The 22,185-nt window shown below is 68.4% G+C and carries 24 protein-coding genes, 1 pseudogene and 1 riboswitch; of the genes and pseudogenes, 13 read left to right on the plus strand and 12 right to left on the minus strand.

Annotated features, from left to right (window positions below):
- The first annotated feature begins 4 nt into the window (after positions 1-4).
- Positions 5-490 carry an STAS/SEC14 domain-containing protein gene (locus A5758_RS01790; RefSeq protein WP_231987204.1) on the plus strand — a complete coding sequence of 162 codons (486 nt, stop codon included), beginning with the start codon at positions 5-7 and terminating at the stop codon, positions 488-490.
- Positions 491-526: 36 nt separating this feature from the next.
- Here A5758_RS01790 and A5758_RS01795 read toward each other — a convergent pair whose 3' ends face one another.
- Positions 527-2,176: a DNA repair helicase XPB gene (locus tag A5758_RS01795; RefSeq protein WP_067735628.1), complete on the minus strand. Its 1,650-nt coding sequence runs from the start codon at positions 2,174-2,176 to the stop codon at positions 527-529.
- A gap of 59 nt (positions 2,177-2,235) precedes the next feature.
- Complete coding sequence (locus tag A5758_RS01800; protein WP_067735631.1) at positions 2,236-4,494, minus strand: helicase-associated domain-containing protein; 2,259 nt, start codon at positions 4,492-4,494, stop codon at positions 2,236-2,238.
- Between the two features lie 108 nt (positions 4,495-4,602).
- On the opposite strand from A5758_RS01800, the gene A5758_RS01805 reads away from it, so the two are divergent.
- The 4 genes from A5758_RS01805 to A5758_RS01820 are packed head-to-tail and all read left to right on the plus strand — an operon-like array spanning position 4,603 to position 6,243.
- Positions 4,603-4,803, plus strand: a complete 201-nt coding sequence (locus tag A5758_RS01805) for a hypothetical protein (protein ID WP_156622460.1) — start codon at positions 4,603-4,605, stop codon at positions 4,801-4,803.
- Positions 4,804-4,811: 8 nt separating this feature from the next.
- Positions 4,812-5,339, plus strand: a complete 528-nt coding sequence (gene moaC, locus A5758_RS01810) for a cyclic pyranopterin monophosphate synthase MoaC (protein ID WP_082939530.1) — start codon at positions 4,812-4,814, stop codon at positions 5,337-5,339.
- A complete protein-coding gene (locus A5758_RS01815; RefSeq protein ID WP_067736117.1) occupies positions 5,339-5,821 on the plus strand; it encodes a molybdenum cofactor biosynthesis protein B in 483 nt (160 codons plus the stop codon). The genes moaC and A5758_RS01815 overlap by 1 nt, the downstream gene beginning before the upstream one ends.
- Positions 5,818-6,243, plus strand: coding sequence for a molybdenum cofactor biosynthesis protein MoaE (locus A5758_RS01820; protein ID WP_067735640.1), 426 nt, complete (start codon positions 5,818-5,820; stop codon positions 6,241-6,243). Before A5758_RS01815 ends, A5758_RS01820 begins: the two co-directional genes overlap by 4 nt.
- A 77-nt stretch (positions 6,244-6,320) precedes the next feature.
- Here A5758_RS01820 and A5758_RS01825 read toward each other — a convergent pair whose 3' ends face one another.
- From A5758_RS01825 to A5758_RS01840, 4 genes are all read right to left on the minus strand, one after another.
- Complete coding sequence (locus tag A5758_RS01825; protein ID WP_067735642.1) at positions 6,321-7,148, minus strand: transglycosylase family protein; 828 nt, start codon at positions 7,146-7,148, stop codon at positions 6,321-6,323.
- 12 nt (positions 7,149-7,160) lie between these two features.
- Positions 7,161-7,387, minus strand: a riboswitch (cyclic di-AMP (ydaO/yuaA leader).
- Between the two features lie 209 nt (positions 7,388-7,596).
- Positions 7,597-7,875 (minus strand): MoaD/ThiS family protein, encoded by a 279-nt coding sequence (locus tag A5758_RS01830; protein WP_067735645.1) that lies wholly within the window; start codon positions 7,873-7,875, stop codon positions 7,597-7,599.
- Between the two features lie 4 nt (positions 7,876-7,879).
- The gene (moaA, locus tag A5758_RS01835; RefSeq protein WP_067735648.1) at positions 7,880-8,959 is read right to left on the minus strand and encodes a GTP 3',8-cyclase MoaA; all 1,080 of its coding nucleotides are present in this window, start codon (positions 8,957-8,959) and stop codon (positions 7,880-7,882) included.
- On the minus strand, positions 8,956-9,360 hold the full coding sequence (locus tag A5758_RS01840; protein WP_067199944.1) for a YccF domain-containing protein: 405 nt from the start codon (positions 9,358-9,360) through the stop codon (positions 8,956-8,958). Before A5758_RS01840 ends, moaA begins: the two co-directional genes overlap by 4 nt.
- A 163-nt stretch (positions 9,361-9,523) precedes the next feature.
- Between A5758_RS01840 and A5758_RS01845 the strand changes: the two genes are divergently transcribed.
- The 3 genes from A5758_RS01845 to A5758_RS01855 all read left to right on the plus strand — a co-directional run bounded on the left by A5758_RS01845 (position 9,524) and on the right by A5758_RS01855 (position 13,008).
- A complete protein-coding gene (locus A5758_RS01845; RefSeq protein ID WP_067199948.1) occupies positions 9,524-9,937 on the plus strand; it encodes a cold-shock protein in 414 nt (137 codons plus the stop codon).
- 110 nt (positions 9,938-10,047) lie between these two features.
- Positions 10,048-11,976, plus strand: a complete 1,929-nt coding sequence (locus tag A5758_RS01850) for an acyl-CoA dehydrogenase family protein (protein ID WP_067735651.1) — start codon at positions 10,048-10,050, stop codon at positions 11,974-11,976.
- Between the two features lie 27 nt (positions 11,977-12,003).
- The gene (locus A5758_RS01855; protein WP_067735654.1) at positions 12,004-13,008 is read left to right on the plus strand and encodes a glutathione S-transferase family protein; all 1,005 of its coding nucleotides are present in this window, start codon (positions 12,004-12,006) and stop codon (positions 13,006-13,008) included.
- A 26-nt stretch (positions 13,009-13,034) separates the two neighbouring features.
- Here the strand turns inward: A5758_RS01855 and A5758_RS01860 are convergent, their stop codons facing one another.
- Positions 13,035-13,523, minus strand: coding sequence for a DUF2771 domain-containing protein (locus A5758_RS01860; RefSeq protein ID WP_082939531.1), 489 nt, complete (start codon positions 13,521-13,523; stop codon positions 13,035-13,037).
- Positions 13,520-15,169, minus strand: coding sequence for an MFS transporter (locus A5758_RS01865; RefSeq protein ID WP_156622470.1), 1,650 nt, complete (start codon positions 15,167-15,169; stop codon positions 13,520-13,522). Before A5758_RS01865 ends, A5758_RS01860 begins: the two co-directional genes overlap by 4 nt.
- A gap of 130 nt (positions 15,170-15,299) precedes the next feature.
- Between A5758_RS01865 and A5758_RS01870 the strand changes: the two are divergent.
- Positions 15,300-16,082 (plus strand): annotated as a pseudogene (locus A5758_RS01870) (DUF3027 domain-containing protein); the annotation flags it as partial.
- Positions 16,083-16,351: 269 nt separating this feature from the next.
- On the opposite strand, the gene A5758_RS01875 reads toward A5758_RS01870, so the two are convergent.
- Together A5758_RS01875 and A5758_RS01880 are read right to left on the minus strand one after the other, a co-directional pair.
- The gene (locus A5758_RS01875; RefSeq protein WP_067735663.1) at positions 16,352-16,807 is read right to left on the minus strand and encodes an SRPBCC family protein; all 456 of its coding nucleotides are present in this window, start codon (positions 16,805-16,807) and stop codon (positions 16,352-16,354) included.
- Positions 16,808-16,839: 32 nt separating this feature from the next.
- Positions 16,840-17,115, minus strand: coding sequence for a DUF2530 domain-containing protein (locus A5758_RS01880; RefSeq protein ID WP_067735666.1), 276 nt, complete (start codon positions 17,113-17,115; stop codon positions 16,840-16,842).
- A gap of 186 nt (positions 17,116-17,301) precedes the next feature.
- Between A5758_RS01880 and A5758_RS01885 the strand changes: the two genes are divergently transcribed.
- From A5758_RS01885 to A5758_RS01895, 3 genes are read left to right on the plus strand one after another with little or no spacing between them, the layout of a single operon-like run.
- Complete coding sequence (locus A5758_RS01885) at positions 17,302-17,733, plus strand: MarR family transcriptional regulator (protein ID WP_067735669.1); 432 nt, start codon at positions 17,302-17,304, stop codon at positions 17,731-17,733.
- Positions 17,730-18,563 carry an RNA methyltransferase gene (locus A5758_RS01890; protein WP_067735673.1) on the plus strand — a complete coding sequence of 278 codons (834 nt, stop codon included), beginning with the start codon at positions 17,730-17,732 and terminating at the stop codon, positions 18,561-18,563. The genes A5758_RS01885 and A5758_RS01890 overlap by 4 nt, the downstream gene beginning before the upstream one ends.
- The gene (locus A5758_RS01895; RefSeq protein WP_066957593.1) at positions 18,560-18,838 is read left to right on the plus strand and encodes a DUF2537 domain-containing protein; all 279 of its coding nucleotides are present in this window, start codon (positions 18,560-18,562) and stop codon (positions 18,836-18,838) included. Before A5758_RS01890 ends, A5758_RS01895 begins: the two co-directional genes overlap by 4 nt.
- 58 nt (positions 18,839-18,896) lie before the next feature.
- Here A5758_RS01895 and sepH read toward each other — a convergent pair whose 3' ends face one another.
- Both sepH and serC read right to left on the minus strand, forming a co-directional pair.
- A complete protein-coding gene (sepH, locus tag A5758_RS01900; RefSeq protein ID WP_067199976.1) occupies positions 18,897-19,670 on the minus strand; it encodes a septation protein SepH in 774 nt (257 codons plus the stop codon).
- Between the two features lie 119 nt (positions 19,671-19,789).
- The gene (serC, locus tag A5758_RS01905) at positions 19,790-20,908 is read right to left on the minus strand and encodes a phosphoserine transaminase (RefSeq protein WP_067736123.1); all 1,119 of its coding nucleotides are present in this window, start codon (positions 20,906-20,908) and stop codon (positions 19,790-19,792) included.
- A gap of 245 nt (positions 20,909-21,153) precedes the next feature.
- On the opposite strand from serC, the gene A5758_RS01910 reads away from it, so the two are divergent.
- Positions 21,154-22,179, plus strand: coding sequence for a diiron oxygenase (locus A5758_RS01910; RefSeq protein ID WP_067735676.1), 1,026 nt, complete (start codon positions 21,154-21,156; stop codon positions 22,177-22,179).
- Positions 22,180-22,185: the final 6 nt, after the last annotated feature.

Below are 22,185 nucleotides of genomic sequence, written 5' to 3' on the forward strand. Positions count from 1 at the left end.
GCTGATGGAACTTTCGGGCATGCCCGCGGGCATCCAGGCGCTGGAGGCCGTCGGCACATTGACCGCGGCGGATTACGAACGGGTCTTTGCGCCGATGATCGAACGGGCGGCGCGCGCAGGGGGCCGGATGCGGCTCCTGTACCAGTTCGGCCCGGGCTTCCAGCGCATCACGGCGGGTGCGCTGTTGGCGGACGCGCGGCTCGGAGCGCGTTATGTGCGGTTGATCGACGGGTGTGCTGTCGTGAGTGATATCGGCTGGATTCGTGCACCAAGCCGCGCCATCGCCGCCTGGATGCCATGCCCACTTCGGCTATACGACGACGACGAACGCGATGACGCCGTCGGATGGCTGACATCGCTACCGGAACGCGCCGACGGGTCGGGCCGCGATTTGGCCAAGGCCTACATCGGCGGGGGTGGCGCGGCTCTGGTGAGCCTGGGCGGGTTAGTCCTTTTGAAGAATGTCAGAAGCCGCAATAGAACTCGGTGATCACGGGGCATCGAAACAAGATGACCCGGCCATGATCTAGATCGCCGGGCCCAGTAGATCGTCCGCGTCGCGGATGATGTAGCCGTAGCCCTGCTCGGCCAGGAAACGCTGCCGGTGCGCGGCGTACTCGGCGTCCAGGCTGTCGCGCGCCACCACGGAGTAGAAGATGGCGCCACCACCGTCGGCCTTCGGCCGCAGCAGCCGCCCCAGCCGCTGCGCCTCCTCCTGGCGTGAGCCGAACGTTCCCGAAACCTGTACCGCCACAGAGGCTTCCGGCAAATCGATGGAGAAGTTGGCGACCTTGGACACCACCAGCGTCGACACCTCGCCGCGGCGGAAAGCGTCGAACAGTTCTTCGCGGTCCTTGGTTCGGGTCGACCCCTGGATCACCGGGGCGTTCAGCTCGGCGCCCAGCTCGTCGAGCTGGTCGAGGTAGGCGCCGATCACCAGGGTCTGCTCGCCGGGATGCTTGTCCAGGATCGACTTCACCACGGCGATTTTCGAATGCGCGGTTGAGCAAACCTTGTAGCGCTCTTCGGGTTCCGACGTGGCATAGATCATGCGCTCGTTGTCGGTCATGGTGACGCGCACCTCGACGCACTCGGCCGGGGCGATCCAGCCCTGGGCCTCGATGTCCTTCCACGGCGCGTCATAGCGCTTGGGGCCGATCAGCGAGAACACGTCGCCCTCGCGGCCGTCTTCCCGGACCAGTGTGGCGGTCAGCCCGAGGCGGCGCTTGGACTGCAGGTCGGCGGTCATCCGGAACACCGGCGCCGGCAGCAGGTGGACCTCGTCGTAGATGATCAGCCCCCAGTCGCGGCTGTCGAAGAGTTCCAGGTGCCGGTACTCGCCCTTGGTGCGACGCGTGACCATCTGATAGGTCGAGATGGTGACGGGCCGAATTTCCTTGCGCTCCCCGGAATATTCGCCGATCTCGTCCTCGGTCAGCGAGGTGCGCGCCACCAGCTCGCGCTTCCATTGCCGCGCCGCGACGATGTTGGTGACCAGGATCAGGGTCGTCGCGCTGGCCTTTGCCATCGCGGCCGCGCCAACCAGCGTCTTGCCGGCCCCGCACGGAAGGACCACTACCCCGGACCCGCCGGACCAGAACGAATCGGTGGCCATCTGCTGGTAGTCGCGCAGGTGCCAGCCCTCCTGCGCCAGGCTGATCGGGTGTGCTTCGCCGTCGACGTAGCCCGCGAGATCCTCTGCGGGCCAACCGATCTTGAGCAGCATCTGCTTGACGCGGCCACGCTCGCTGGGGTGGACGACGACGGTGTCGTCGTCGATCCGGGCGCCGAGCATGGGTGCGATCTTCTTGTTGCGCAGCACTTCCTCGAGCACCGCCCGGTCCAGGCTCACCAGCATCAGGCCGTGCGCCGGGTGTTTGATCAGCTGCAGGCGGCCGTAGCGGGCCATGGTGTCGACGATGTCGACCAGCAACGGCTGGGGCACCGCGTAGCGCGAGAAGCTGACCAGCGCGTCGACGACCTGTTCGGCGTCGTGGCCGGCGGCGCGGGCGTTCCACAGCGCCAACGGTGTCATGCGGTAGGTGTGCACGTGCTCGGGCGCCCGTTCCAGCTCGGCGAACGGCGCGATGGCGGCACGCGCCGCGCCGGCCAGCTCGTGGTCGACTTCGAGCAGCACCGTCTTATCGGACTGCACAATCAACGGGCCGTCAGTCAATGGCGCCGCTCCTTTTCATCGCTTCGTCTTGATCGTCGCAGGCGCGAGTCATGTCATCATTATCGGCCGTCGGCCGACACCACCGACGTGATGCGGTGGATGGCAAAGTCGCGCAGTCGCGCCGACGCCGAGTCGAAGGCCGTCAGCTGACCGCCCCGAACGGTGATTGGCGACACAACCCGCTGGGTGGCGACGCCCGCGGCATCCAAATAACCGATCACCAAGGTGTCTTGTTCCCTCGCCGCGCGCTGCAACAACGACATGGTGACCGCTGGGTCGGCGCGATTGTTGCCGAACGGCGCGGCGGTCACCTTCCGCAGCACCGACACCACCGCGTTCAGGCTCTCGCTGTTGGGCCGCGGCATCGGTCGGTAGGGCCGCCGCTGTTGCGGCGTGGCCACCCGGGCGCCCCGGGGACGGACGTCGACGATGGCGCCGGTGGAGTCCTCGGCCGCCGGCGCGAAGCCCGCCGCGCGCAGCGCGACCAGCACCTCGCTGATCGGCGCAGGAGACACCGCGACCGTCGGGGCCAGGGCACGCAGTTGCACCCGTTCGGTGGCGGGCGCGGACACGGCCTGGGCCAGCAGCGCCGGGTCCTCGCACCGCACGAACGAGGCTGCCATACCGATCCGCAGCTGGCCATGCCGGCGCGCGACATCATCGATGAGGTAAGTAAGGCCCTGTGGGACAGGTGTTTTGGAGTGCTTGGCGAACAGGGCATGCATCCAGTCGCGGGTCTTCCCGACGTCGAGCGCATGCCGGATCGTCTGTTCGCTGATGCGATACACCATCGCGGTACCGGCCGACTCGACGGTGGCCACCGCGGCAAGCTGCTCGGCGAGGTCGCGTTGCAGTGGGCCCGGCACCACCACGGTCAGGTCGGCCTGGACCAGGAAATAATCGATCGGTTTGGGCAGGGCCCGCGCCATGCCGTCGATAGCGGTCTGGGAGTCGGCGCCCTCGCCCAGCAGGGCGCGGCCGGGGGTGCTCAGCGCTCCCCGCCCCACCAGACCCAGCGAGTGGCTCTCGGCCAGCAGATCACCCACCGGCCCGGGCTGCAGCCGCTTCGCCCAGCGGGGGCGCCGCCAGATGAGTGCCGCCGACGCTTCGACCGCGCTGACACCGGCGCCCGGCGGCAACTGGGCCAGCGTGCTCAGCAACAGCCGGCGATCCAGCGGCGCCGCCGTCGAGTACAGCGCATCCGTAAGGGCGCCATAGGGTTTGGCGTCAGGTCCGCGGCTTCCGATCAGGGCCGGCCGGCTCGGCAGGTCCAGCCAGCTACTGGCCAGCAACTGCCAGCGCTCGGCGGTGGACAGCGCGGTGAACCGGTCGACGGCCACCGTCGGTGCCCAGTACGGTCCGTCACCCGTTGCCGGTTCCGGATCGGGCATTCCGCTGGCGATCAAGCCGGCCGCGGCCGCCACCTCGAGAATCAGGCCCAGCCGGGACTCGTCGATGCCGGTCACCTTGCTGAGCCGTTTGACATCACGAATTCCCAGTCCGCCGCTGCGCAGCTCGGAAATCGGTGTGGCGGCGAGCGTTTCGATCAGCACGTCGAGTTCTCGCAGCAGGTCGATGGTGGCCCCGGCCGCCGCCGCGTCAACGTCGTCGGTGGTGGTGGTCGACGTCACCGGATCGGGCGCCGTCAGCTGCATGGGACCGGGCTGTTCGCCGCGCAGCACCTGCCCGACGTGGCGGGGCAAGATCACCGTCTCGGCGTCGATGCGTCGCAACAGCCCCATCGCCAGCAGCTGGGGCACCGGCCGGTCCGCGGGTGCGCCGGGCGCGGCGTCACGGGTGCGGCCCATCGGGGAACCCTCCAGAAGCTTTTCCAGCACGTCGAGCTGAGCCTGGCTCAGGCCGTCGATGAGGTCGGCGATCTCCTCGCCGCTGCGCGAGGCGTCCTCGAGGGTGACCTGGCCCGGGTGCCACGGCAGGGCCGTGCCGGCGTCGGGTGCCACGCGGAGCGCGGCGTCGCCCCACACCAGCGCGCGCTCCCGGAGATCGTCCAACGCCTCGACCACGTCGGCCTCGGGGGCACGCTCACCGATCAGCGCCAGCAGTTTCGGCGTCGGCGCCGGCGCGGCATCGGCCTGCAGCACCAACAGCGCGTCGAGCACCGCCAGCCGCAGGTAATCGAGGTCGTCGGTGGCGGCCTTCACCGACTGACGGGCCTGAGCGCGCGCGGCGAGCGCGGCGATGCTGCCGGGCGGGGGCTGGGCGAGGTCCGGCCGCAGCTCTAGCAGTCGGATCAGCCGCTCGTCGGGCAAGTCGGCCAACCACGACCCCAGCGGAATATCCGGGGTGTTGTCGGTCATTGCTGACCAGCGTAAAACAGTCGGCGGGTCGCAAGCAGGCAACGAAGGAGCGGTCGAACTGGCGGTCTTGCGGGACGCGCGCGAGAGCGACCTGTCAGAATGGATGGCGTGGCTGACACTGCTGAGGCTAAAGCGCGCAAAACCAGGTATGTCGACAACGGCTGGCCGACGACGGACCACGACGACCACGCGGTGAGCGAACTCGCGACCGACCGGACGGGTGCGTTGTCGCCCTTCGGCGAGCTGGCGTTTCCGCTGCCCTCCACTGACCTGCCCTACCTGCACCCGGTCACCGTCGTTAACCGGTAGGCGCCAGGATGGCTAGCGCCTCTGAGGCCGCCAAGCCCGCGGCGACCTGGGCGTCGGGAGAATCCCCCTCGGGCGCGCTGTCACATCTGGACGATCGTGGGGCGGCGCACATGGTCGATGTCAGCGGCAAGGGAGCCACCAAGCGAACCGCCGTCGCCGCGGGTTCCTTGCATACGTCGCCGCACGTGGTGGAGCTGATCTCGGCCGGGGGCCTGCCCAAGGGCGACGCGTTGGCGACGGCCCGGGTGGCGGGCATTCTGGCGGCCAAGCGCACCAGTGACCTGATCCCGCTCTGCCACCAGTTGGCGCTCACCGGGGTCGACGTCGATTTCACCGTAGGGGAGTCGGACATCGAGATCACGGCAACGGTACGCAGCACCGACCGCACGGGTGTGGAGATGGAGGCGCTGACCGCCGTCAGTGTGGCCGGTCTGACGCTCTACGACATGATCAAAGCAGTTGACCCCGCCGCGCGCATCGATGACATTCGGGTGCTGCGCAAGGAAGGCGGCAAAACCGGAACGTGGGTGCGGTGATGAGCGCCCGATCCGCCCGCATCATCATTGCCTCGACCCGCGCGTCGGCCGGGGTGTACGACGATCGGTGCGGGCCGATCATCGCCGAATGGCTTGGACAGCGTGGATTTTCGTGCGCCGAGCCGGAGGTGGTCGCCGATGGTGAGCCGGTCGGCGCGGCCCTGCGCAAGGCAGTCGACGACGGCGTCGACGTCATCATCACTTCCGGGGGCACCGGCATTTCGCCCAGCGACAGCACGCCCGATCAGACGGTGGCGGTGCTGGACTACATGATCCCGGGGCTGGCCGACGCCATCCGCCGGTCCGGCCTGCCGAAGGTGCCGACGTCGGTGCTGTCACGCGGTGTGTGTGGCGTGGCGGGAGGGACCCTCATCGTCAACCTGCCGGGTTCGCCCGGCGGCGTGCGCGACGGCCTGGGCGTGCTCGCCGATGTGATCGACCATGCGCTCGATCAGCTCGCCGGTGGAGACCACCAGCGATGACGCTCGTCGTCCGCGCGGCCATGACCGATCATCCGATCGTGCTGGCCGAGCACGAAGAGCTCGTGGGCCATCAGTCGGCCGGCGCCATCGTCGGCTTCGTCGGCATGATTCGCGACCATGACGGCGGCCGGCGGGTGGTGCGGCTGGAGTACTCCGCGCATCCGTCGGCCGAACAGGTGATGGCGGAGGTCGTGGCCGATGTCGCGGAGCAGTCGAGCGGGGTGCGCGCCGTGGCGGCCAGCCACCGGACCGGGGTGCTGCGCATCGGGGAGGCGGCGCTGGTGGCCGCGGTCGCTGCCGACCATCGACAGGAGGCCTTCGCCACCTGCGCGCTTCTGGTCGACACCATCAAGGCGCGGCTACCGGTGTGGAAGCACCAGTTCTTCGACGACGGAACCGAAGAGTGGGTGGGCTCGGCGTAACGCCGCAGCGGTTGGAATGCCGGCACGCCCCGAAGCGAAAACGTTCGAGGCGTGCCGGGCAGTCTGACGGGCGGAACTCAGGCGGACGGCTGCGCGATAGCGTCCAGCGCGTCGTTGCCCTGAATGTCCTGCGCCCGAATGGCCTCCCACAGCTGCTTCGTGTAGCCCACCGTGGAAACCTGCTGCGGCATGTTGGCCGGCACGAAACCGCGGAAGTCGTTGTCAACGACGGGCGCGTCCGCCGGGGGTGCCGGCGGCAGGTCCGCCGGAGGCGCGGGCGGCACGTCGGCGGGAGGCGCCGGCGGCATGGCGTCGGCCGGGGGCGCAGGCGGCAGGTCCGCCGGGGGCCCGGGCGGCACGTCGGCCGGGGGCGCGGGCGGCAGGTCCGCCGGGGGCGCCGGCTGGTCGAATCCCGTCAGCTGCACCGGCGCGGGGGGCGGCGGGGCGTCTGGCGGGGGAGCCAGCGGTGCCGGCTGGCCGTTGAGTCCGGGCGCGTCGAGCGGAGCGTCGAGGGCGGCGGGCGCCGGAACTTCGCGGGGCGTCGGGCTCGACAGCGGGCCACCGCACACGGGCCACGCGCCGCGGCCCTGAGTGGCCAGCACGCGCTCGGCGACGGCGATCTGCTGGTCCCTGGTGGCCAATTCGGCCGACGGCGCGTACTGGCCGCCGCCGTGCGAGGCCCAGGTGCTCGAGCTGAACTGCACGCCACCGTGGTAGCCGTTGCCGGTGTTGATTCCCCAGTTGCCGCCCGACTCACAACGGGCTACCTGGTCCCATTCGCCGTCGGTGGCCGCGGCCGCCTGGCCGGCCAGGGCGATGCTGCCGCCACCGAGGACCGCGCCGGTGACGGCGATCTTGGCGACGCTGATGTTTGACGTGCTGGGCTTACGGTGACGTCCACTCATAGGCCGTGAAGGATCCTCTCGTGTCACGCGCCTGCGAGGTCAGCTGTCGGGTTCGGGTTGGAGAGGCCACCCGGCCGTCATCGAACTCAGTGCATATCCACTGCGAAACGACGTCGGCTTCACCCCAAGGGGCCGCATGCGGCCCCGGTCCGATCACGGTGGACCGGTGGGTCCCCCGCCTCCATCCACGTAGGTCGGTGGGCCCCTGCCTATTGGATGGAGCTCGGCGCGATAGGGAGGGGAGGTCCGCCAATTCGGTTGTCTTGGCGAGCCTTCGGAGAAACGTAGCGGTTTCTGTTGGTCCCGTCACGTTGGGCGACACCCGGCGTTTCCCCCTCGGCCATGTGCGAAAACCCGAGGAACACGCGGCATCCACGCAGGTCACCACGCCCGATATCGGAGCGTGATTGCGCCGTTATCATTCCGTTACGTGATGCATTTCACAGTTTTAGCCGCCGGCGAAGGGCGGTAGAACGTCGATCGTGTTGCCGGCGCGTAACGCCGCGGTCTCGTCGCGGACCGCGACCCCGTCGCACAAGTAGGAGCATCTGCTCAACACGTCGGCGAGTCGAGAGCCCCGGACGGTGAGGCGCCCGACCAGGTCGGCCACCGTCGTTCCCGGGCGCACCACCAGCGTCTCCGACTCGGCCCCAGCGGCCGCCCGCGCGGCCGCGAAATAGCGCACGGTCACCTGAATCCCGTCTTGCTGGACGGCGGCCTGACCCATCGGGCTAGCCACCGATCGCACTCATCGGACGGTCGGGCTGGATGAAGTTCGGGTCGTTGATGCCGTGACCGGCCGGCTTGCCCCACATCGCGACGCGCCACGCGGTCTCGATCGCGTCGTCGGACGCACCGCTGCGCAGCAGGGTTCGCAGATCGGTTTCCACGGCCGAGAACAGGCAACTGCGGACCTGGCCATCAGCCGTGAGGCGGGTGCGGTCACACGCCGAGCAGAACGCGTGGGAAACCGACGCGATCACACCAAACTTGCCGCTCGGCGTGCCTGGGCCGGTGTCGACCAGCCACAGCTCGGCGGGCGCCGATCCGCGCGGCGCCGGGTCCGGACGGAGCCGAAAGTGCGGGCGCAGCGCGTCGAGCACATCGTCGGCGCTCAGCGCCGCGCCCCGGCGCCACTGGTGGCCGGCATCCAGCGGCATCTGCTCGATGACCCGCAATTGGTAGCCGTAATCGAGGCAGAACCGCAGCAGCGCGACGACGTCCTCGCGACCGGTGACGGGGTCGAGCACGGCGTTCACCTTGACCGGCGTCAAGCCCGCGTCGTGGGCGGCGGTCAGGCCGGCGAGCACATCGTCGAGCCGGTCCCGTCGGGTGATCGCCGCGAAATGGTCGGGATCCACGGTGTCCATCGAGACGTTGACGCGATTCAGGCCTGCCCGGGCGAGCGCGGCGGCCCGCCGCGCCAGTCCGACGCCGTTGGTGGTCAGGGAAATCTCGGGGCGCGGTCGCAGGCCGGCCGCCGCCGCGACCACCTCTTCGAGGTGCCGCACCAACAGTGGCTCGCCGCCGGTGAACCGCACGCTGGTCACACCCAAGCGGGTGACGGCGATGCGCATCAGCCGCGCCAGCTCATCGGAGCGGAGTAGGTGCTCACCGGGCAACCAGTCCAGGCCCTCCGCCGGCATGCAGTACGTGCAACGCAGGTTGCAGCGGTCGGTCAGCGAGACGCGCAGGTCGGTGGCGACGCGCCCGTAGGTGTCCACCAATGGGCCCGCGGTCGGCGCGCCCCGCGCGGCGTCACCGTCGGTGCGGCCCGGCACCGTCGGCAGACCCAAAGCGGTCGCCGTCATGCGACCACCCCCGGGTAGAGCGACGGCGAACTGACCGGGACGATCTGCTTGCCCAGGGGCATCAATGAAACCGGGATCAGTTTGAGGTTGGCCAACGCGAGCGGGATGCCGACGATGGTGACCGCCATCGCCAGCGCGCTGACCAGGTGACCGATCGCCAGCCATAGGCCGAACAACAGCACCCAGATGACGTTGCCGATGAGGGCCCCCGTTCCGGCAGTCGGTTTGTCGACGATCGTGCGGCCGAACGGCCACAACGCGTACGAGGCGATGCGCAGCGACGCGAAGCCGAAGGGGATGGTGATGATCAGCAGGAAGCTGACGAGAGCCGCAACCACGTATCCGGCGGCCATCCACAGGCCGCCGAACACGAGCCAGATGATGTTCAGGATCAGGCGCATATCTCCTCCACCGGTAATGCCCAGCGTACCGAGTAGGCAATAACGGGGGTGCTCGCGAGGCAAGCACCCGAGTAGGATCTACAGACCAAACGGCGTCCTGCGCAGGCGGGACGCTTATTGTGTTGGCCATTCTATTGATCCGTTAGACAAGCAGGTGAGACCAGTGCCGACCGGCAAGGTTAAGTGGTACGACGCCGACAAGGGGTTTGGGTTCCTGTCGCAAGAGGACGGCGAAGACGTGTACGTCCGCTCGTCGGCGTTGCCCGCTGGGGTCGAGGGGCTCAAAGCGGGCCAGCGCGTGGAGTTCGGCATCGCCTCCGGGCGACGCGGGCCTCAGGCGCTGAGCCTCAAGCTGATTGAGCCGCCGCCCAGCCTCACCAAGGCCCAGGGCCGCCGCGATGCGCCCGCCGAGCACAAACACAGCCCGGATGAGCTGCACGGCATGGTCGAGGACATGATCACGCTGCTGGAGGGCGCCGTGCAGCCCGAGTTGCGCAAGGGCCGCTACCCGGACCGCAAGACGGCCCGACGGGTTTCCGAGGTGGTGCGGGCGGTCGCCCGGGAGCTCGACGCCTAGCTGGTCACCGCCGCGCGCCAAGAGTGCCGCCCGCTTGCGCAGAAGGGGTGATGAAGTGCCGGTCACGGGGTACTCCCACCTCGCCACGGTCGTCGAGCAAGGAGGCTGCGATGGCACAACAAGCGCACGTCACCGAGGAGCAAGCCAGGGCACTGGCCGAGGAGTCTCGCGAAACCGGTTGGGATAAGCCATCTTTCGCAAAAGAGCTGTTCCTCGGCCGTTTTCCGTTGGAGCTCATCCATCCCTTTCCCAAACCATCCGATGCCGACGAGGCGCGCACCCGCGCGTTTCTCGACAAGTTGCGCGACTTCGTTCGCAGCGTTGACGGCAGCGTCATCGAACGCGACGCGCAAATTCCCGACGAGTACGTGAAGGGTCTAGCCGAGCTGGGCTGTTTCGGCATGAAAATCCCGTCGGAATACGGCGGCCTGAACATGTCACAAGTGGCCTACAACCGGGCGCTGATGATGGTTTCCTCCGTTCATCCCAGCCTCGGTGCGCTGTTGTCGGCCCACCAGTCGATCGGGGTGCCGGAGCCGCTCAAACTCGCCGGAACCCCGGAGCAGAAGAAGAAGTTCTTGCCCCGGTGTGCCGCGGGCGCCATATCGGCGTTTCTGCTGACCGAACCGGACGTGGGCTCCGATCCGGCCCGGCTGGCCTCAACAGCGACACCCGTCGAAGACGGGACCGCCTACGAGCTCGACGGCGTGAAGTTGTGGACCACCAACGGCGTGGTCGCCGAACTGCTGGTCGTGATGGCCCGGGTGCCCCGCAGCGATGGGCACCGCGGTGGCATCAGCGCTTTCGTCGTCGAGGCCGATTCGCCCGGGATCACCGTGGAGCGGCGCAACAAATTCATGGGGTTGCGCGGCATCGAGAATGGAGTGACCAGGCTGCACCGCGTTCGGGTGCCGAGCGAAAACCTGATCGGCCGCGAGGGCGACGGATTGAAGATCGCGCTGACCACGCTTAACGCCGGGCGGCTGTCGATCCCCGCGATGGCGACAGGGGGTTCCAAATGGGCGCTGAAGATCGCGCGCGAGTGGGCAGGGGAGCGCGTGCAATGGGGCAAGCCGCTGGCCGAGCACGAAGCGGTGGCCCACAAGATCTCGTTCATCGCCGCGACCACCTACGCGCTCGATGCCGTGCTCGAGTTGTCCGGGCAGATGGCCGACGAAGGGCGCAACGACATCAGGATCGAGGCGGCCTTGGCCAAGCTGTGGTCCAGCGAGATGGCGTGCATCATCGCCGACGAGGTCATGCAGATCCGGGGCGGTCGCGGCTACGAGACGGCGGAGTCCCTGGCCGCGCGCGGCGAACGGGCGGTGCCCGTCGAGCAGATACTGCGGGACCTGCGGATCAACCGCATCTTCGAAGGATCCAGCGAAATCATGAAGCTGCTCATCGCCCGGGAGGCGGTCGACGCCCACCTGTCCGCGGCGGGCGATCTCGCCAAACCTGACACCGGTTTGCGGCAGAAAGCCGCGGCGGCCGTCGGCGCCAGCGGGTTCTACGCAAAGTGGTTGCCCCAGCTCGTTTTTGGAGAAGGACAGCGCCCCAGGGCTTACAGCGAATTCGGACCGCTGGCGTCGCACCTGCGGTTCGTCGAACGCTCCAGCCGCAAGCTGGCCCGCAACACCTTCTACGGGATGGCGCGCTGGCAGGCCAAACTGGAGCAGCGCCAGGGGTTCCTCGGGCGCATCGTCGACATCGGTGCGGAGCTGTTCGCGATGTCCGCGGCCTGCGTGCGGGCCGAGGCCCAGCGCGCCGTGGACCCGACGGTCGGTCAACAGGCCTACGAGCTGGCCGATACCTTTTGCCGGCAGGCCGCCCTGCGGGTCGAGGCGCTGTTCGACGCGTTGTGGACCAATACCGACGACTGCGATGTCCGGCTGACGCGCGAGGTGGTTCAGAGCCGCTACACCTGGCTCGAGGACGGCATCATCGACCAGTCGGAGGGAACCGGCCCGTGGATCGCCCACTGGGAGCAGGGCGCATCAACCGAGACGAACCTGGCTCGGCGATTTCTGGGTTCCTAGCCGACATTCGAACGAGACAAGGGAGATATGGCCGCCTACGTTGCCGGAAAAGGTGACTTCAACCGCGACACCAACTACATCACCACCCGCGTCACGGCCGACGGACGCGACGGCTACCCGGTGGAGCCCGGCAGGTACCGGCTGGTCGTCGCCCGCGCGTGTCCGTGGGCCAACCGCGCCATCATCGTCCGGCGGTTGCTGGGATTGGAAAGCGTTCTCTCCATTGGGTTTTGCGGCCCGACCCACGACGAACGCAGTTGGACGTTCGATCTCGATCCCGGGGGCGTCGACCCCGTGCTGAAGATCCAGCGGCTACAGGACGCCTACTTCAAGCGCTTCCCCGACTACCCGAAAGGCATCACGGTCCCCGCCATCGTCGACGTCCCGTCCGGTGCGGTCGTCACAAATGATTTCGCGCAGATGACCGTGGATTTCTCGACGGAATGGACCGAGTACCACCGCGACGGTGCACCCGAGCTGTACCCCGAGCGGCTGCGCGCCGAGATCGACGAGGTGAACAAGCGGGTCTACACCGAGATCAACAACGGCGTGTATCGGTGTGGCTTCGCCGGCTCACAAGCGGCCTATGACGCGGCGTACGATCGGCTGTTCGCCGCGTTGGATTGGGTCAGCGACCGCCTGGCCGATCAGCGATATCTGGTGGGCGACACCATAACTGAAGCCGACGTGCGGCTGTTCACCACACTCGCCCGCTTCGACCCGGTCTACCACGGGCACTTCAAGTGCAACCGAAGCAAACTGAGCGAGATGCCGGTGCTGTGGGCGTATGCGCGCGACCTGTTCCAGACGCCTGGGTTCGGCGACACCATCGATTTCGTTCAGATCAAGCAGCACTACTACATCGTGCACGCCGACATCAACCCCACCGGCATCGTGCCCAAGGGGCCGGACCTGACGGGCTGGCTGTCGCCGCATGGTCGAGAAGCCTTGGGCGGCAAGCCGTTCGGGGATGGGACGCCTCCCGGGCCACCGGTCGAAGGGGAGCGGGTGCCCGCCGGGCACGGCGCCTGACCAGGCTGGGGGCCTGGCGTCGGCGCTCAATAGTTGAGGCGCACTGACCATTCCGCGTGCGGCACGTCGCGCAGCTCACCGGCCGGGTCCACCACGAGGGTCAGCAACTGCACGACTATCCCGACCAGCCGCCCGCGATGCGGGTCGGCCGGGGGGATGGTGACCGCGAAGCGGGTGTTCGGCCGAAAGATGGTGCTGGTGGTGTTGGTGGGGTCCTCGTACACCTGCAGCAACCGCCAGGGCGCCCGATAGATCGCGTCGGGCACCGAGAGCTGCACCGGGTAGCGCTCACTGACCTTCAGCTCGCCCTGGGCTTGGGGCGTGTCACATTGGTCGAGGTTGAGCACGCTGCAGTACAGGTAGGGCCCCACCCTCGTGAGGTGGCCGTGTGAATACGCGCTGATCTCCGGGCGCTGCGGACCGGACGGGCGGGCCAGCAACCAGGTGCCGACCCCGACGGCCACGCACAACAGAATCATCAGGCCGGCGAGCAGCACGGCCACGCCGCGTTTCACTCAGGCACCACCGCCGGGCTGCCGCGGCGCACGCCCTCTTGCTCGACCATGACCGGCCTATTACCTCCGAGGCCCGGAATCAGTGAATTCCCTTGGAAGCTGACCAGCGTCTGCGCCAACCCCAGGATGAGTATCGCAGTGACCGCGGTGAAGCCAACCCACAGCTCCGTGTAGACCAAGACGCCCACGGCGCCACCCAGCACCCAGGCCAGCTGCAGCGTCGACTCCGATCGCCCGAATCCCGAGGCCCGCGATTCCTCGGGCAGGTCGTTTTGCAGCGAGGCGTCCAGCGAGGCCTTCGCGATGGCGCTGGAGCCCGACGTGACCAGGGTGGCAATCACGGCGGCCGCCAGGGTGCCCGCCACCGACGCGGCCAGCGCGACGGCCGAGACCGCCAGCGTGCAGCGGACCACCAGGACCGCCGGCCGGCCCAGCTGCAAGCGTGCGGCGGCGAAGTTTCCGGCGAAGTTGCCGATGCCGGCCGCTGCCCCGATCATGCCCAGCATGCCCAGCTGAACCCAGCCGTTGGCTTGGTGCGCTTTGGCGACGAACGCCGGGTACAAGAACAGGAAGCCGACCATGACCTTGATGGTGCAGTTGCCCCACAACGAGGTAATGATGTTGCGGCCCAGCGGTTGTCGCAGTGTTCCGCTGACTCTCTTGACTTCCTCGGGCCAGGTCCGCCGCTGCGGTTCGCTGTCCTGGCGGTAGCTCAAAGTGGCCGGCACCTCGCCCGCCGTCACCTCGACCCAGCGCGGGATGCGCATCGACAGCGCCGCCCCGGCGATGGTGACCGCGATGACGACGAACAACGCGCCGGGCAGTTTGAACAGGTGGGTGCAGACGAACTCGATGCCGGCCGCGATTGCCCCGCCGGCGATGGTGCCGCCCAGCAGACCGAACACCGTCAGCCGTGAGTTCACCCGCACCAGGTCGATGGTCGGCGGCATGACCCGCGGCGTGACGGCGCTGCGCAGCACGCTGAACGACTTGGAGAACACCATCATGGCCAGCGCGCACGGGTAGAGCACCCACGACGGGTAGCTCCCGCTGGCGCCGTCGTAATTCGTGATCAGCACCAGCGCCAAGGCCGTCCGCAAAACGAACGATCCGGCGAGCGCGACCCGCCGACCGTGCTGCAGCCGGTCCAGCGCCGGGCCGATGAGCGGCGCGACGACCGCGAACGGCGCGATGGTGATCAGCAGATACAACGCGACCCGGCCCTTGCTTTCTCCGGTGGCCGCGGCGAAGAACAACGTGTTGGCCAGCGCCACCGCCATCGCGGCGTCCACTGCGAAGTTGGCCACCACCGGCCAGGTGAGTGCGGTCAGACCGGATTTGTCTGCGCCGTCGGCGGTGGCGGCGCGCTGCACCATCCAATACATCCGCGAACCCATCTCGCGGCTTCGCTGCGCCGCGGCGCGCGTGACGGTGATCCGTTCGCCGGCGGCGGCCCGTGGTGGCGCGCTATCGCTTCGATCGGGTTCCGGGGGCTGGCCGATAGGCGGAAGGTAGCGATTGGCGCTCGGCATCGGCTGTGGGCGGCGCGTTCGGCGATGGTCGGTGTCATCGGCGGGGTAATTGGCCATGCCCGGGTGTTGGTTGGAAGCCCCATTGCGGGGCCGGCGGCCGGGAGTGGGGGCCACGCGGCCCGGATCGTCACGCCGCCGTCCAGACACGTTCCGATTCTCCCCTATGCCGACGACATGCGTCTGCAGGTAACGGGGCGTGGCACGCCAACCTAGTATTGGATACGCAATGCAGGAAGGGGACAGCGTGACCGGGTCCATCGAGGAATCCGCCGTGGCTACCGTGGCCGAGTGGCCCGAGGGGCTGGCGGCCATGCTTACGGGCGCGGTAGACCAGGCCAGGGCCGCCGTCGTGGAGTTCAGCGGGGCGGAGGCAGTCGGCGATTACCTGGGCGTCAGCTACGAGGATCCGGCCGCCGCGACCCACCGGTTCCTGGCGCATCTACCCGGTTATCAGGGCTGGCAATGGGCTGTCGTCGTGGCCGCATATCCCGGTGCCGACCACGCCACCGTCAGCGAAGTGGTGCTGATCCCGGGTCCGACGGCGTTGCTCGCGCCGCACTGGGTTCCGTGGGATCAGCGGGTGCGTCCAGGGGACCTGAGCCCCGGTGACCTCCTGGCGCCCGTGGCCGACGATCCGCGGTTGGTGCCCGGCTACGCGGCCAGCGGTGACGCGCAGGTCGACGAGACCGCCGCAGAGGTCGGGCTGGGCCGGCGCTGGGTGATGAGCACCCTTGGCCGCGCGGAGGCGGCCGAACGGTGGCACACCGGCGACCACGGGCCCGACTCCCCGATGGCGCGGTCCACCAAGCGGGTGTGCCGCGACTGCGGTTTCTTCCTGCCGTTGGCGGGATCGCTCGGCGCGATGTTCGGCGTGTGCGGCAACGAACTGTCGGCCGACGGGCAGATCGTCGACAAGCAGTACGGTTGCGGCGCGCATTCGGATACGCCCGCCCCGGCCGGTACGGGTTCGCCCGCGTACGAGCCATACGACGACGGCGTGCTCGACGTCGTCGAGGCGCCGCCCGAGCCGTCCGAGCCGTCCGAGCCGGCAGAGGCATCCGAGGCACAGTCGGAACCCACGGAGTCGCCGACCCAGCCGCCGGAATCCCAAACCGTGGAGGCCCAGCCGGGCGGCAGCGCGGATGTCGAAGTGTCGGCGTCAGCACCCGAGGCGGCGGCACCCGAGGCGGCGGAGTCCGGCGCCGACATAGCGGAGTCGCAGCCCGAGGCGCCGCAGTCGCAGCAGCCCGACACAGCGGAGTCCCAGCCCGAGGCGGAGTCGCAGCCCGGGGCGGACTAGCCCTTTTCGGCGGCGGCCTTGATCTTGGCCAACGAGGTGTTCATCCCGTCCACCAATTCGCGTTCGAAGTTGGTGGTCCCGCCGAGCAGGGCATTCACCGTCAGATTGGAAATCGCGGTCACGCCGTTCTCGGCGTGACGGCTTTCGATCACCCGGGTGCCCTCGCCGGTGGGTTGGAGCTCGTAGCTCCAGATCGTGTGGTTGGCGTTGACCCGGAACGCAAGCTTGGTCTCGGGGATGACCTCGACGACCGTGCAAGTGGTCGGCCAGTACATGCGGTTACGGCGATTGATGTTGAGGCTGCGCATGCCCTGGCGCAGCGGACCGAAGGTCTTCATCCAACGGCACTGGGGGCTCCACTCCGGCATCCGCCGGAGATCGGAGATCAACCCCCACACCGTGGAGACCGGTGCGTCAATATCGATTTGCGCTTGCAGTAGTGGGGCTACCATCGATCCTCCCGGGTCGGTGCTGGTTGCGAAATCTAGTCGTGATCGAAATAGTTTTCGAGTCCGTCTTGTGCGCCCCGTGCGCCGCGGCGGGCCGCGGCGAGTTGCAACACGAAGATGCTCGTCCCGAGCACTCCGACGCCGAGCCCGGCCAGTGTCAGGGGGCGCCAGCTCTGCAGGGCGGGCACGAGAAACGCGGCGGCCGCCGCGACCAGCCAGCCGAGCGCGCCGAGTGCGACGAACGGCCAGGCGTTGAGGAGTGCGGGCGGCAGCGGCGGCGCCTCGCGGTACTGGCCGGGTTCGACAGACATCGCGATTAACATAGCCGCCGGTGCGGTCCGCCGGTACCACCCCCATGCGCGGGAAGGCCGAGCGAAAATGCCTGGGCCGCGGGTCAAGCGGTTCGACGATGACCGATCCGCGCAGCGCTACGGACCAAAGTCCGTGGTTCACCGGTTCGTATCCCGATTTCTGGAGGTTGCGTGTAACCTCGCGCCATGCCTGACAGCGATGCGCGGCTGGCCAGCGATCTGTCGCTGGCGGTCATGCGGCTGGCCCGCCAACTCCGGTTCCGGAACCCGTCGTCGCCGGTGTCGTTGTCCCAGCTGTCCGCGCTGGCCACGCTGGCTAACGAGGGCCCCATGACGCCCGGCGCGCTGGCGATTCGCGAACGGGTCCGGCCGCCGTCGATGACACGGGTGATCGCGTCGCTGGCCGACATGGGCCTGGTGGACCGTGCCCCGCATCCCGTCGACGGCCGGCAGGTGCTGGTCTCGGTTTCGCACGCCGGCGCCGAGCTGGTCAAGGCGACCCGGCGCGCCCGCCAGGAGTGGCTGGCCAAACGGCTGGCCACGCTGGACAGCCAGCAACGTGACACTCTGCGCAACGCGGCCGACCTGATGCTGGCCTTGGTCGACGAAGGCCCGTGAGCGACGGAACGCATGCCCTGAACGTCCAGGACGTGGACGATCCCGACGACCCCCGGCTCGACGATTTCCGCGACCTGAACAGTGTCGATCGTCGACCCGATCTGCCGTCCGGCAAAGGTTTGGTGATCGCCGAAGGCGTGCTGGTCGTTCAGCGCATGCTCGCCTCCCGATTCATTCCGCATGCCCTCTTGGGGACGGACCGCCGGCTCGCCGAACTCGCCGACGACCTGGCGGCTAGTGCCGTGCCGTTCTACCGGGCCTCCGCCGACGTCATGGCGCAAGTGGTGGGCTTTCACCTCAATCGCGGCGTGCTGGCGGCGGCCCGCAGGGTGCCGGAACCCAGCGTGGCCGAACTGGTCGAGCGCGCGCGGACGGTCGCCGTGCTCGAGGGCGTCAACGATCACGAGAACCTGGGCTCGATCTTCCGCAACGCCGCCGGATTGGGCGTGGACGCGGTGGTGTTCGGCAGCGGCTGCGCCGACCCGCTCTACCGGCGCGCCGTCCGGGTGTCCATGGGGCACGCCTTGCTCGTCCCGTATGCGCGGGCGACGGAGTGGCCCGCGGAGCTGGTAATGCTGAAAGAGAACGGATTTCGGCTGCTGGCGATGACCCCGGACAGCAAGGCGTGCGCCCTGCCGGAGGCCATGGCGGCCGCGCACGACCAGCGCATCGCGGTGGCCGTGGGCGCCGAGGGGCCGGGGCTTACGCCGGCGACCCTGCGCTTGAGCGATGTGCGGGTGCGCATCCCGATGTCGCGCGGCACCGACTCCCTCAACGTCGCGACTGCGGCCGCTTTGGCGTTCTACGAACGGGCTAGGCTCGGCTCGTGACCGACGATTCCGTGCCCTGGGCAACGGGTTTGACGGTCGCCGGGTTCGTCGCCGCAGTGACCGGGGCCGCCATTGTGGTGCTGACTTTGGGACTGATAAGGGTGCATCCGCTCCTGGCGGTCGGTCTCAACGTCGTCGCCGCCGGCGGGCTGGCGCCCACGCTGTGGGGATGGCGGCACAAGCTGGTGCTGCGCTGGTTCCTGCTGGGCGCGGGAATCGGTGTCGCCGGCGGTTGGTTGACGCTGATCGCGCTGACGCTGCGCGGTAGCGGCTAGCGGCTAGTGGCGATCGCGAGCGCGGCGTAGCCGGGCGCGGCGGGTCGCCGCGATCAAACTAGCGCTGTCCGCCCGAGCGCACGCCGAGCAGCACATCCTCCCAGGCCGGGATGACCGGCTTACCCCGACGGGTGTGTACCGGTTGCTCCTGCGGCGCGGGTTGCTCTTGCGGTTCGGGGGCGGCGGGCTTCGCCGGCTCCTCGAACGAGACGTGGGCGACCCGCGCGAGCGGCCGCAGCGGGCGGTCGAAGTTCGGGTCCACCAGTTCTTTGGCCGCATCGTCGACAGCCGTGACCGTTCCGCCGTGGGCGCCCGGGGCGAAGCAGAAGTGCGCGATGTTGTCGGACCGGCCAGCCTTCCACGCAAGCTGCACCGTCCAGCGGCTGTCTTCGTTGCGCCACGCATCCCAACTGAGCCGGTCGGGTTCCAGACCGCGCGTCACGAGTGCCGTGCTCACGGTTTCCAGGAGGGTGAGCACCGCGGGGCCGTCGGCGAGCACCGGATGCGCGGCCGTTGCCAACTCGGCGGCGCGGGCACGTTCCAGCAGCACCGGGTGTGCGAACCGCCGGACCCGCGAGACGTCGGAGCCCGACGCCGCGGCAACCTGCTCGACGGACGCACCGGCCCGGATCTTGGCCTGAATCTCTTTGGGGCTCAGCATGTTGGTGACCTGGATGTCGAGGAGCGGTTGGTTCGGGGGCGCGGCCTCGCCGCGCACGGCGGCCTTCAGCTGATCGTCGATGGCGAGCTTCAACGGTTCGCCGGCGTCGCCGGCCTCACAGATGATGTGTTTGCCGTCGGCATCGACCCCAACCATTTTGAGTTCCCGCATGGCTTCTCCTCGCAGGCTCCGTGCGCAGGTCGATGGACCCATCTCGTGCGCACTCTAGTGCGCCAACGTCCACAAGCGGTGCTGACACGCTGGGCGGTTGCGTGCTGATTGCGGGGGAGTTACAGCCGCTCGACCACCCAGTCGATGCATTGCGTCAGAGCGCTGACGTCGTCGGGCTCGACTGCCGGGAACATCCCGACGCGCAACTGGTTGCGGCCGAGTTTGCGGTACGGCTCGATGTCGACGATGCCGTTCGCCCGCAAAACCTTCGCGACGGCCGCCGCGTCAACATCGTCGACGAAATCGATGGTGCCCACCACCTGAGACCGCAGCGCGGGGTCGGCGACGAACGGCGTGGTGTACGGCCGCTCCTCTGCCCAGGAGTACAACCGCTGCGAGGAGTCGGCCGTGCGCTTGACGGCCCACTCCAGCCCGCCGTTGCCCAGCATCCAGTCGAGCTGCTCGGCCATCAGCGCCAGGGTGCCGATCGCCGGGGTGTTGTACGTCTGGTTCTTCAGGCTGTTGTCCACGGCGATCGGCAGTGACAGAAAGTCGGGAACCCAGCGGCCGGACGCGGCGATGGACTCGACCCGCGCCAGCGCGGCCGGGCTCATGACGGCAAGCCACAGGCCGCCATCGCTGGCGAAATTCTTCTGCGGCGAGAAGTAGTAGGCATCGGTGTCGGTGATCTCCACCGGCAAGCCGCCCGCGCCGCTGGTGGCGTCGATGACTACCAGGGCCTCGCCGGAGTCGGCGGGACGGCGAATGGGCACCGCCACCCCGGTCGAGGTCTCGTTGTGAGCCCAGGCGATCACGTCGACCGAGGGATCGCTCTGCGGCTCGGGCGCGCTGCCGGCATCCGCCTTGATGACGATGGGTTCGCCGACGAAGGGGTTATTGGCGACCGCCGAGGTGAACTTCGAGCTGAACTCTCCGAAGGACAGGTGCAGCGACCGCTTGTCAATCAACCCGAACGCCGCGGCGTCCCAGAACGCCGTCGCGCCGCCATTGCCGAGGATGACCTCGTAACCGTCTGGCACGGAGAACAGCTCGGCCACCCCCGACCGGACTCGGCCCACCAAATTCTTGACGGGTGCCTGCCGGTGCGATGTGCCGAACAGCGGGGCCGCGGTGGTCGCCAGGGCCTGCAACTGTTCGGGCCGGACCTTGGAAGGACCGCATCCGAAGCGGCCGTCGCGGGGTTTGATGTCAGCGGGAACCTCGAGCTGGTCAGCCATGCTCATCAGGGTAGTGAGCGGGCGTGACGCCCGGCACGGCGGTCCGGCTGCCGACGCCGCGGGCCACGGCAAAACGCCTGGCCGCGCGGCTCGCTGGGTTTCACGCGCTGTGACGCGGGGCACATCAAAGCGCTGACCACTGGTCAGCCCACAGCGCCGACAAGGGGCCTAGAAGATATGCGGTACCTGCGGTACTGTCTGGACACAGCACGTCCTAATGTAAACCTCGCTGGGGAGGCTTGGATATGGCCAGGACACGCATGGTTCGACGTTGGCGCCGCAACATGGAAGTGCGCGACGACACCGAGTACGTCAACACGCTCGCCACTCTGTCCGAGGGGTCGGTGCGCCGAAATTTCAACCCGTACACAGACATCGACTGGGATTCGGCCGAATTCGCCGTCACGGAGAACGACGCTCGGTGGATATTGCCAGGGACCGACCCGTTGGGACGGCATCCCTGGTACCTGGCGCAGTCCGACGAGCGCAAGATCAAGATCGGGATGTGGCGCCAGGCCAACGTCGCCAAGGTCGGCCTGCACTTCGAGTCGATCCTGATCCGCGGTCTGATGAACTACACGTTCTGGGTGCCGAACGGGTCCCCGGAATACCGGTACTGCCTGCACGAATCGGTCGAAGAGTGCAACCACACCATGATGTTTCAGGAGATGGTCAACCGGATCGGCGCCGACGTCCCGGGCATGCCCCGGGCGCTCAAGTGGCTCTCGCCGCTGGTGCCGCTGGTGGCCGGTCCGCTGCCGGTCGCGTTCTTCATCGGGGTGCTCGCGGGCGAGGAACCGATCGATCACACGCAGAAAAACGTTCTGCGCGAAGGAAAGTCGCTGCATCCCATCATGGAGCGGGTGATGGCCATCCACGTGGCCGAGGAAGCGCGCCACATCTCCTTCGCTCACGAGTTCTTACGCAGGCGGGTGCCGGAGCTGACCAAGCGCCAGCGGTTCTGGACCGCGCTGTACCTGCCGCTGACGATGAAGACCTTGTGCCGGGCAATCGTGGTGCCGCCCAAGGCGTTCTGGCAGGATTTCGACATTCCGCGCGAGGTCAAGAAGGAACTCTTCTTCCGGTCGCCGGAGTCACGAAAGTGGCTGAGCGACATGTTCGGTGACGTTCGGATGCTGGCCCATGACACCGGGTTGATGGAGACGCGCTCGGCGCGGCTCATGTGGCGGCTGTGCAAGATCGACGGCAAGCCGTCGCGCTACCGCAGCGAGCCGCAACGCCAGCACCTGGCCGCGGCGCCGGCAGCCTAGGACCGC

The organism is Mycobacterium sp. 852014-50255_SCH5639931 (assembly GCF_001665605.1).
Lineage (GTDB): Bacteria > Actinomycetota > Actinomycetes > Mycobacteriales > Mycobacteriaceae > Mycobacterium > Mycobacterium paraffinicum.